At 41.5% G+C, this 10,955-nt stretch carries 10 protein-coding genes and 1 pseudogene; 5 read left to right on the forward strand and 6 right to left on the reverse strand.

Annotated features, from left to right (window positions below; all coding sequences use genetic code 11):
• Positions 1-19: 19 nt before the first annotated feature.
• The 3 genes from ACFE93_RS03690 (at position 20) to ACFE93_RS03700 (ending at position 3,300) form a co-directional block, all read left to right on the forward strand.
• Positions 20-760: an RNA methyltransferase gene (locus ACFE93_RS03690; protein ID WP_375472070.1), complete on the forward strand. Its 741-nt coding sequence runs from the start codon at positions 20-22 to the stop codon at positions 758-760.
• Between the two features lie 173 nt (positions 761-933).
• Positions 934-2,508 (forward strand): serine hydrolase, encoded by a 1,575-nt coding sequence (locus ACFE93_RS03695; protein WP_375472071.1) that lies wholly within the window; start codon positions 934-936, stop codon positions 2,506-2,508.
• A gap of 147 nt (positions 2,509-2,655) precedes the next feature.
• On the forward strand, positions 2,656-3,300 hold the full coding sequence (locus tag ACFE93_RS03700; protein WP_375472072.1) for a hypothetical protein: 645 nt from the start codon (positions 2,656-2,658) through the stop codon (positions 3,298-3,300).
• Here the strand turns inward: ACFE93_RS03700 and ACFE93_RS03705 are convergent.
• Both ACFE93_RS03705 and dprA read right to left on the reverse strand, forming a co-directional pair.
• Entirely contained in the window at positions 3,292-4,245 is a 954-nt protein-coding gene (locus ACFE93_RS03705) for a DNA-methyltransferase (RefSeq protein WP_375472073.1), read from the reverse strand. The genes ACFE93_RS03700 and ACFE93_RS03705 overlap by 9 nt on opposite strands.
• 101 nt (positions 4,246-4,346) lie before the next feature.
• Positions 4,347-5,465: a DNA-processing protein DprA gene (gene dprA / locus ACFE93_RS03710; RefSeq protein WP_375472074.1), complete on the reverse strand. Its 1,119-nt coding sequence runs from the start codon at positions 5,463-5,465 to the stop codon at positions 4,347-4,349.
• Positions 5,466-5,760: 295 nt separating this feature from the next.
• Here dprA and ACFE93_RS03715 point away from each other — a divergent pair, with 295 nt between their 5' ends.
• Positions 5,761-6,840: an alpha/beta hydrolase gene (locus ACFE93_RS03715; protein WP_375472075.1), complete on the forward strand. Its 1,080-nt coding sequence runs from the start codon at positions 5,761-5,763 to the stop codon at positions 6,838-6,840.
• Positions 6,841-6,937: 97 nt separating this feature from the next.
• Here the strand turns inward: ACFE93_RS03715 and ACFE93_RS03720 are convergent, their stop codons facing one another.
• From ACFE93_RS03720 to ACFE93_RS03730, 3 genes are all read right to left on the reverse strand, one after another.
• A complete protein-coding gene (locus tag ACFE93_RS03720) occupies positions 6,938-7,627 on the reverse strand; it encodes a YdcF family protein (RefSeq protein ID WP_375472076.1) in 690 nt (229 codons plus the stop codon).
• Positions 7,627-8,283: a DUF2301 domain-containing membrane protein gene (locus ACFE93_RS03725; RefSeq protein ID WP_375472077.1), complete on the reverse strand. Its 657-nt coding sequence runs from the start codon at positions 8,281-8,283 to the stop codon at positions 7,627-7,629. The genes ACFE93_RS03720 and ACFE93_RS03725 overlap by 1 nt, the downstream gene beginning before the upstream one ends.
• 331 nt (positions 8,284-8,614) lie before the next feature.
• Positions 8,615-9,418 (reverse strand): S-adenosyl-l-methionine hydroxide adenosyltransferase family protein, encoded by an 804-nt coding sequence (locus ACFE93_RS03730; RefSeq protein WP_375472078.1) that lies wholly within the window; start codon positions 9,416-9,418, stop codon positions 8,615-8,617.
• A 108-nt stretch (positions 9,419-9,526) separates the two neighbouring features.
• Between ACFE93_RS03730 and ACFE93_RS03735 the strand changes: the two genes are divergently transcribed.
• The gene (locus tag ACFE93_RS03735) at positions 9,527-9,682 is read left to right on the forward strand and encodes a hypothetical protein (protein WP_375472079.1); all 156 of its coding nucleotides are present in this window, start codon (positions 9,527-9,529) and stop codon (positions 9,680-9,682) included.
• An 824-nt stretch (positions 9,683-10,506) separates the two neighbouring features.
• Here ACFE93_RS03735 and ACFE93_RS03740 read toward each other — a convergent pair.
• Positions 10,507-10,955, reverse strand: a pseudogene (locus ACFE93_RS03740) (hypothetical protein); the annotation flags it as partial.

The raw sequence follows: 10,955 nt of genomic DNA on the forward strand, positions 1-10,955 counted from the left end.
CGATCGCAGGAGGCAAAAAATGGGCTTGGCTGGATTAAGAATTGTGTTGGTAGAACCAGCTGGGCCGATAAATATCGGCGCGATCGCCAGAGTCATGAAAAATTTTGGGCTATATAATTTAGTATTAGTGAACCCCCAATGCGATCCACTATCAACGGAAGCTTTGATGATGGCTGTTCACGCTCAGGAAATTTTAGAATCTGCGGTATTCGTGGCGACCCTACCAGAAGCATTGCATGGATGTGTACGGGCGATCGCTACCACTGGTCGCGTTCGCAGTTGGGAAACACCCTTAGAAAATCCTCGCACTGCACTACCCTGGTTACTGGAGGAACCAGAAAAACCCACAGCACTGATTTTTGGCAGAGAAGACCGGGGATTAAGCAATGAAGAATTAAATTATGCACAGAAATTTGTTGGGATTCCCACAAGTCAAGATTATGTCGCTCTAAATTTGGCTACTGCTGTAGCAATCTGTTGTTATGAATTGTCACAATGTGCCCAACAACTTGACATTCAAACCTTACCTCAAACTGAACTCGCACCCTTAGATGTTGTGGAAGGATACTACCAGCAATTAGAATCAATATTACTGAAAATTGGTTATGTGTATCCCCATACGGCAGCTAGTCGGATGGGAAAATTTCGCCAATTGTATAATCGCGCTCACTTGAAAACTGGGGAGGTAGCCATGCTGCGAGGAATTTTGCAGCAGGTGGAATGGGCCTTGAAAAACCAGAAGAATAGTGAAAACTTGTAATTATTCGTTTAATATATACGCAATCATCTCCCCAAAATAATTAATATGGCTTAAACTAAACACAAAAATGCTACTTAGTAGCAAAGTTGAATTTGAGTATTAATATTGCTTAAAGATTAAATTGGGTTCAAGAGTCTGCAAGAAAACAGTCAAGTGGGTCACAAGGAGTAACGGTGTCAGAATCAAGTGGCGAACTAACAGCTTTCTCGCGGCGTCAACCCTTAAATCGCCGCCAGCAGCCACAAAAAGTTCAAAAAGTGGTAAAGAAAAGAGTTAAAGCTAACAGTCAGCAGCAAACTACAAATGGACAAGAAGGGGCACTAACACGCCCAAAAAATCAAATCAGTCCTCCCCCAATCCCTGGCGCTACACGTAGGGTAAAATCGGGGTTAGTTATGCCAACGGCAGTAAAACCAATACCTAGTGTCAAGGGAAAAATTCCTCCCTTCCGACCAGGTGCTGTGATGGTTAAAACAGTGCGGATGGAAAAGCCAAAAATGGGTAGGCGTTCATCGCGGAAAACCCGGTTAAAGCCAATGGCCAAAACCATATTGTATGTTTTGCGGTTATTGATTGTGGGTGTAGGGATGGGTGCAATTGTGGGCACTGTATTGTCAGTATTAGACCCAGCCAATCGCATCAACACGAACTCGGCGTCGCAATCTAATAGCAATGTTAGTAATGTGGCGCGATCGCAGCCACAACCTACCCCAACTCCCCCAGCTACCGCTTCGAGTCTATACCTATCTCAGGAAATTACCTCTTTGAAAAATGCCGTGCAAAATTTGGCGACCACCAACCCAAATCTCACACCTGGAATTTTCTTAGTAGATTTAGATACTGGTAATTATGTAGATATCAATGCCTCTACCAGTTTTCCGGCGGCTAGCACGATTAAAGTGCCGATTCTAATTGCCTTTTTCCAGGATGTGGATGCGGGGAAAATTCGCCTAGATGACATGCTGACCATGCAACAGGATATGGTAGCTGGCGGTTCGGGAAATCTGCAATACAAACCACCAGGAACTCAATACGCTGCTTTGGAAGTCGTCACTAAAATGATTACAATCAGCGACAATACGGCGACAAATATGCTGATTGCCCGACTGGGAGGAATAGATGCTTTAAACCAGCGTTTTCGTAGTTGGGGATTGACAACCACAACAATTCGTAATCAACTCCCAGATTTGCAAGGGACAAACACCACTAGTCCCAAGGAACTAGGGAATTTGATGGCGATCGTGAGTCAGGGAAATTTAGTCAGTATGCCATCACGCGATCTCATGCTCGATATCTTGCGTCGCACCCAAAAAGACACTCTGCTGCCAGCAGGTTTGGGAACAGGTGCAAGAGCATACCACAAAACGGGTGATATCGGCACAATGTTGGCAGATGCAGGTTTAATTGTGGTTCCAACTGGCAAGCGCTACATAGCTTCCGTCATGGTACAACGCCCAGCAAACGATCCTCGTGCCGAAAAGTTGATTAGCTCAATTTCTCGTGCTGCCTACCAAGAATTTAGCCAAAATCCTGCCACACCCAACACCACTACAAACACTGTACCCACAAGTGGTTATCAGCCCCAGGTGGCGAATCCTGCTTTACCTAACGGTATAACAGGCACTGCGCCCATGAGCATTTATCAGCCTCCTGTTGTCACTCCTGTACCCAACGGCATGGGAAGTACAGTACCAACAAGTGGTTATCAATCTCCAGTGATAAATCCTCAGTATTATCCTCCAAGATAATTCGTAATTTGTAATTAAAAATGGTTTCAATCCTCTTGTTAATAACGATAGTTTCGTTATTAGCGGGGTTTAAATCTCTATTTAAAAAATAATTATGAATTATAAATTTTTTAATTGCAAGTCCACGATCAACTCAAAAGTATGTAAATGAACGCTGAACTAGAGTTGATTGCCTGTCAACCTCACCCAATTGAGAGTAAAGGTTTTAACCCTAATGCCACTCTGCCGTATAGCTGCACAATTGAACACATTCATTTGGCAATGAATGATTTTGTTGAATTTTTAGGATTCATCAATCAACAGCTTTACAGCAAAGAAATAGAACGTCTTCAGGTGATGATGATGCCAGCCAACTTTAGTAGTATGGTTGGAGAATTTATGATTTCAAATATTCCAAAATACTGCTCTAGCCTGGTAAAAAACCAATATCATAATGGGCATCTTGACTTAATTCCAGCAGGAATGTTTCCGAAAAACTCTGCACAGCATTCTCATATTGGGATTGAAGTAAAAGCTTCTCGTTATCAAAGTGGATGGCAAGGTCATAATCCTGAAGATACTTGGCTTATGGTATTTGTTTTTGATAGTAACCGTCCTAGTGATGCTGTTCAAGATATTGAGCCAAAGCCCTTTCGTTTTCTTAAGGTTATTGGTGCTAGCCTCACAAAAAATGATTGGTCATTCTCTGGCCGTTCAGAAATTAGTCGCAGAACAATAACTGCTAGTGTTACTAAATCTGGTTATCAAAAAATGATTTCCAACTGGATTTATAAAATTCCTAATTTACCATAAAGTAAGCTGCAAATCTGTAATATTCTGGGAAGATGTTTCTAAATTTATCAATTTAGAAATAGCAGTGCAACTCATCTCATAATAATCTAAATTACGCTCAATACCAATGCAGCAAAGACCAATAGCTTCCGCTGCTGCAACTGTAGAACCAGAACCCATAAAAGTATCAACAATTAAACCTTCACCTAGAGGTAATGCAGCATAAACGACCTGACGTAGAAAAGACTGTGGTTTAAGACTTGGGTGATTAGCAATGGCTCGTTCCTTCTGAGGTGTCCTCTCACTGGCAATAACATCACCCAAAGGTGTACCATCTCTATTGCGTCTTAACCCTCCAGTTTGAAACTCTCGTAGACATTCACTGAGTTTCATTCCTACTGGTATCGGCTTTCGTAAAACACCCCACGGCTCATAACATCCTCTGAGCATGGAAGATACATCAGGAAATTCATCTTCAGCGTTTTTGGGGCGTAGCTTGCCGCCGCAGGCATCGCCACCACGAAGTGTTCTCACCAGGCGAATCAATTCTTTGCGAAACTCCAAACCACCCTCCACTAAAGCAGAGAAAACTAACTGAGAAAGAAATGCATTACTTGCAATCAAAACATGAGCACCGGGACGAAGTACACGCACCACTAATTTTGCCCATTCTACAAAGAAATTTTTTAAGGCTAAACGTTCTTTGGTAGTAAGTGCGGTAAATCGTGGTAAAGGTGCGCGTTGATGTCCATCAAATGATGGTGGTATTCTCCAAATACCTCCGTTTCTATTTGCTCTTTTTAGCAGCTGGTCAAAATCATATTCTTTCACGCCGTAAGGTGGATCTGTAACTACTGCATGAATGCTGTTTTCTGGTAGTCTACTCAGCCACTCGAAACAGTCTGCGTACAAAATAACAGATTTACCTATATTTTCTACTTGGTATTCAAAAGCCCACTGGTTCATTATTTTAAGTAGTTTGTTTCTATATAAAAATTGTATTTTTATAGTGCCATAAATCTGATGATGAAATTTCTAAAAACAAAGCTAAATAATGTTGTTTTCTTTTAACTTTTTTGATACCGCATTCCTGGTAGTTGGGAAATGAAACCCATAAGTTCCAACTGTAACAAAGCACTGGAAACCAACCCAGCAGCCATGCCGGTTTGTTGGACAATAAAATCGAAGGGTAAAGCTTCACTTGCCATTGCATTCATTACCGTTTGCAACTCTGGCGATAAAGTTGGCACACTTAACTGTTCTGGTGCTGTAGAAGGCTCAAGCGCATCAATTTGTGGTATCGCTCCTAACATTGTTAACAGTTCGTCTAGTTCCTTAAGAATGAAGGAAGCTCCCTGACTTAGTAACTTTAAGCACCCTTGGGATGGATAATCGTCCAGTCTCCCAGGTAATGCATAGACATCTCTACCAAATTCATTTGCGTAGGTAGCTGTTATTAAAGCACCAGATTTTAACGGCGCTTCCATTACCAGGATGGCGCGGCTTAAGCCTGCAATAATTCGGTTGCGACGCGGAAAGTGAGTGCGATCGGGTGGGGTTTTTGTGGGGTACTCACTTACGACTAACCCAGCCGTCAAAATTTGCTTGTACAAATCCCGATTTTTATGTGGATAGATGACATCAACGCCAGTTCCCAAAACTGCGATCGTCCTTCCACCTGCTTTCATGGCGGCGATGTGGCTTTCGGTGTCAATTCCCTCTGCCATACCAGAAACGACTGTAAAGCCATTTTTAGCCAAAGCTGTACTAATTTGGCGAGTCCAACGGATACCGTATTCTGAGGGTTGGCGGGTTCCGACAATCCCAACCATTGGTTTTTGTCCGAGATTTTCTTGGAGTTCGACTTCACCGCGATAGTACAAAATTGGCGGTGGACTGGGAGTTTCTAGCAGTAAGCGGGGATAATCTACATCTGCTGGTGTCCAGAAATGAGAGTTTTCCTGCTGGTGCTTGGTGAATAGTTCTTCTGGGTGCAAACGCGATCGCTGTTGTACTACTTTTTCTAGTGTTTGGAAACCCAAACCTTCCACCTCTCCCAATTGCACCTTAGTAGCGTTCCAAGCTGTTGCCAGCGTGCCAAAATGCTGTTGTAGCCGTCGCAGTAATACCGGCCCAATTCCCGAAATTTGCGCCCAAGCTAGCCAATATGCGCCTTCTTCTTCCACATTTCTATCCTCACACCACTGGATTGAGTATTCCCAAATTAGGGTTGGCTGTTGATGGAGTGGGGGCAATACTGTTCGGTTAAAGCAAGAGACGCGATGAATCGCCGTCTCTACAAAGAACTTCTGCCTTGTCTACGACACGCTAGGCGATCTGCCTCCTCTTTCCCAATTCCTCTTGACTTTTGACTCTTGACTCTTGACTATTAACTATTGACTATCTATCTTTTTATCTTCTGTGATGAAATATTTCTATCGTCTTCTAATAGGCCTATCCGGGTGCTTAATATTTTTACTGGTGCATAGTGGACTTGGTTTGTTACCTAGTTTGGCAGCTGAAAAAGTTACCGTCAGGTACGGATTGTTTGAGCAATCGATCCCGGTGGCAGATATACGCAACTATGGCGAGACACAAAAGGTTTCTGCCGATCTGCAATCTTTTTTACATTACCTCAGCGCTAAGGACAAACAGAAGTTCCAAGAAGCGCTTCAGGTGAAAATGTCGCTTGATATTGTGGCTTTAGATAAGCTGATAAATACAGGAATGGGCAAGCAAATTTTATCTTTTGCTTCTGGTGCGATCGCTCGTCGCGATCAAGCTAGTATACAAGCGCTACGCTCGGCCATTATCATCGGAGCAAGATCGCCAGAAGGTCTAGGAATAACCAGCTTTCTACAAGCCTATCCCAGTAATCAATTAGTTGTTGATGTGTCAAAAATTCAGAAACTAGCCAGTATGGCAAATTCCTCTTCTAGTTCTGCTGATGCGCCGCCGAAAGATGACGTAAGTTCTTCACCTTTAGGGAAAATTGCACTGCAATATCAAACACTCGCCGCCCAGGATAAACAGTTTTCAGGTTGCTTATTTGGTGATTCTATTTCGGCTGGACTTGGCAATACTCTTGGGAGTGGTACTTTTAATTTTGGATTAAATGGTCTGAGTACAATCTCGTTACTAGAACAACTCAAAAGTTTAATTCCTACTAAGGTGAAATGCGAGAAAGCCATTATTGCTATAGGTGGAAATGATGCTTTGTATAAAATTAGTGATGAATTATTTAGCAAAAACCTCCAAGAGGTGATCGCACTTCTTCGTACAATGGGAACTAAAGAGATTTTTCTGATTCCGGCTTTTTATTCGACAGTGGCAGCAAGCTCAGATCCAACTGTAGCAGCCCCACTTGCTAGAGTTGAACAAATTAATGTTCTGATTAATCAAGTGGCTGAAACAGAAAAAGTACCAGTTGCCGCAGCAGGACTAGCACCATTGTATGAAAATAATGTTCTTAAAGAAAATTTGACCAGTGATGGCGACCATCTGAATGCAGAGGGTCTGAAAATTTATCGGCAAGCATTATTACAAATCCTAGCTAAGTAGGTCAACCTAATTAAACATAAAAAGCTCAGTAAATAGCTCCCCAAATGAGAAGTCGGGGAGCTATAAATTACGAATTACGAATTACGAATTATGACTATTAGGCTTTCCAATTCAAAAATCGTGCATAAATATAAGCGATGCCTTCATCAAGAACCGTCCGCACACCTTCGCTATAACTCCACCATTTGTTTGGATTATAATCTTGCGTTTTAGCGGCGATTACACCAACATTAATTTCAGGAGTAAGTATTTTTTTAAAAAGAAACCAACTCCTACGAGCATGAACGTCCAAGGAAAAAAGATTAATTGATTCTATCTTTAAATTTGAATTGGATAGCCAACGTTCAAATTCAGCAGCAGATGCATAACTACGATCCTTAACTACGAAAGGTGTTGGAACAGCTACCACTTTTTCCGCTTCTAAACCGAGTTTTATGAAGGTAGCAGCTGACACGTCTGCAAAGTTCTTATATCCGGTAAGATAACTTCCTTTTTCTAATGTGCCTCCGGTAGTAATTATTTGATGATAAGAACCGTTTTGAAATTCAGTCAAAGCTTTTTCTATAGCGTAATCTGGTAGCCATCCTTCAACAACTAATACTTCTGCTGATTGTATCGGGGAAGTTACGGCAAGAAATGAGTGTACATGAGTAATAGTGAAAAATATTAAGTAAACAATCAAAGCGATCGCAATCGCCCACCCTTGAGCCGTAAGTGTCCACATTTCTTGGCGTTTGATTAGTTTGATTTTGGGAAATTTTTGACACCGACGATTTCTTATCCGCATTAACCCTTAGCTAAACGTTGTTCTTTCAAGTAGGTAAACACAGACTTATCTCCAATATCAGCAGGAATTGCTTGGACTGTCTTTCGCAGGGCAAACACTAAAAATAATATCGCCCAAGTTCCTAATAAAATACTTTCTCCCTGAGTTGGTAAAATTCCCACCAAATGTCCTAACAACAGTAGCGGTACAATTGGGGTTAATACTTTGGTTTCCAGGCGATTGAAGCAAAAAGCCTCTTTAAAATAAATACCTGTCAAAGCTACGAAAATAAAACCAACTCCAAATAAGGTAATTGGCTGATTGTAAACAGCAAGAGCTAAAGGTTCACTACTAGTGATTGCCAGAATCACTGATGCGATACTACCGATCGCCCAAAAAACTTGCAACGTTCGGTGCAGTGATGCCATGTAAATATGGATAGTAAATAAACTTACACCAAGAGCGAGACTAAAACAAGCATATAGAGGTGTCAGTAAAGTTACAACAGTTGGATTATTGTTGAGTAAAATCAAAGCGCTGCCGATGGCAAAGCTCAGTGCTGCTACCATTAACCCAGCACGGTAGATAATTACGCCAGTGCGATCGCTTTGAGTAATTGTAAATTCCCCAAACTGACCTTGATAAACTTCTGGTGCAGAGAGTGTTTGTGTAGTCATAGCTAAGAATATAATTATGATTTTCTAGTAGAGTACAACAGGAAATTGCTCAAGGGTTACTTTTATTATTATGAGCAATAAGGCGAACTTCATGTCACCATTCCTAAACTTACATGTTTTAGCAGTTACTTTCTGGAAATTTTTGTCGAATTGGCACTGCCTACAGTGAATGAAAATGCTTGTTTTTAAGTGGTGTGCAGTTGCCCAACCTCCGTTTTATATCTAGAATTTTCCCCTTTCTTTGCCTTTCTGACAAATCAGCAACAGGCACTTTGCAGCCTGGTATTTTTTTACTGTCTTAACTTTAGCAATATTCACTGGTCTGATTTTATTAAAAAAACAAGACTTCTAACGCATCTTGTAAATTAATCTGTAATTGTGAGTGAGCATGTCCGCAATTAATGGCAATTTCTACCCAGCCATGACTGCCAACTAAAGCTATTATCTCTCCCACTTTCACCTCACTGTAAGTTTCACAGCCTGGTACACTCAATCCAGCAACTTGCACATACCAATTTTTGTTTTGCACGTAACTCGCTGGAATGTTACTCACTAGGTTGCCAAAGTGGTCAATATATTGAATGCAACCCACTACACCAATGGTTGTCTGCTTGCAGTTGCCTATATCCAGCTTTAGCAAACTTACTGGATCGATTTCTTGTCCTAGCTGTTTGAGTGGGACACCACTAGCAAGATTAGCTGCCACTGGTGCAAAGATATCCCTACCGTGAAAAGTCTTGCTTGGTTGAGGAGTGCGCCAATAATTAAGATTTGTAAGTTCGACCGCTGCGATCGCCAGACTTTGACTAAGTACCCCGCTGAATATACCATTATCTGGCCCGACCAAAAACCCTTGAGAAAATTCTACTGCGATCGCCCGTCGCTTGCTTCCCACACCCGGATCTACTACTGCCAGATGCACTGTCCCAATTGGGAAATGGATATAAGCATTCATCAGGCTAAACCGGGCTACGGCGATGTCTTGCGGCGGAATTTGGTGCGTTAGGTCTACCACCGTCAGTCTGGGGTTGATTTGAGCTATAACTCCCTTGATTATGCCTACATAAACATCGCGATCGCCGAAATCGCTCAGTAAAGTCACAAGTGGTTGTTCATCTATCTGGTTCTTAGACATATTTTGGTAGAATATATAAAAAACTTATTTTCTGTAGCAACAGCTACAAAATGTGTGCTATGTTAAGAATACAAGACATAAATTGAAAGATTAAACCAGGTAATCACTATGAATCAAAATAGACTACAAAGCATAAGCAAATCACGAGAAGCTCACAGAGTCAATATTCAAAGAAGCCTAGAGCATCGCTTGGAAATAGCTAGAGCAAAAGGCGACGAAGAACTGATTCGTCAACTGGAAGCTGAAATGAGGTATTCCAGCTAAATCAAGTTTTCATTGTTCATAGTTTTGTTGTGCAACCCGCTACGGCGGGTTTTTTCTTTTTAGGGGGTTTTCTGGCAGTTTCGCTCTGACAGCATTTTGCAATTATATAATTGAATTATTCCACTCCTTACCCGCATTTCTCACAAGCAGTGCGTAGCTTGCCGCCGTAGGCATCGCTATTACCCAAACCTTTATTGAGCTTAGATTTTGAGCGTTTTAGACACTAATATCCGCTCAATAAATCGGGGTAGTGGAAAAAAGAAAAAATTGAGCCGATACAATAATTTCACATTATAAAAGGTAAAAAAACTCATAACACCCGAAGGCTGGGTTTTGCATATACAGGAAGGTAGAAAAGCCATGACACAGACAGCAACAATCACGGAAGCGATTATACCAGCTTAACCGATGCCCATACTCGCTTCGGTTTAGTCCGAATTGAAGAGAAGTAGTTTTTCCCAGAGTGGTCTGAAGGCTTACCTAAAATTACTGAAGCTGAAAAAATATCCCTAAATGTACTTCGGCCAATAAATTCGATAATCTTGCTTATTTTGGCTCCAAGTTCAGCATTCATTCGCCATTTTTTTAAACTTACATCTGTAAATGTACTTTCAAATTTAATGGTTCCGTTAGCTGGACTATTAGATGTAATGTTTTTAAGTCATTTAGCAAGTGTGGCATTAGCAACAATTTTGTTCAATTACATTTATTGGACATTCGGTTTCTTACGCATGGGTACAACTGGAATGGTTGCACAGGCAATAAGACGTAAATATAATCAATCAGTTGTGTTGATTGGTTTGCAGTCCTATTGGCTATCAATTTCATCCCAAAGTCTGGTTCTTTATATGAGTATCGATACTAGCTAGACCCCCATCATTGAAGACGTTGACTAAATCATCTTTCCCATCTGCGTTAAAATCGCCGACTAGCCATTTTTGAGTATCCCAAAACCCGCCTTGGCCAGTTGCCCATCGCTGGCTATCAAAACTCTCACCATTAGATAAGTGAGTATCGATACTAGCTAGACCCCCATCATTGAAGACGTTGACTAAATCATCTTTCCCATCTGCGTTAAAATCGCCGACTAGCCATTTTTGAGTATCCCAAAACCCGCCTTGGCCAGTTGCCCATCGCTGGCTATCAAAACTCTCACCATTAGATAAGTGAGTATCGATACTAGCTAGACCCCCATCATTGAAGACGTTGACTAAATCATCTTTCCCATCTGCGTTAAAATCGCCGACTAGCCATTTTTGAGTATCCCAAAACC

The sequence above is a fragment of the uncultured Nostoc sp. genome (genome assembly GCF_964247315.1).
Taxonomy (GTDB): Bacteria; Cyanobacteriota; Cyanobacteriia; order Cyanobacteriales; family Nostocaceae; genus Nostoc.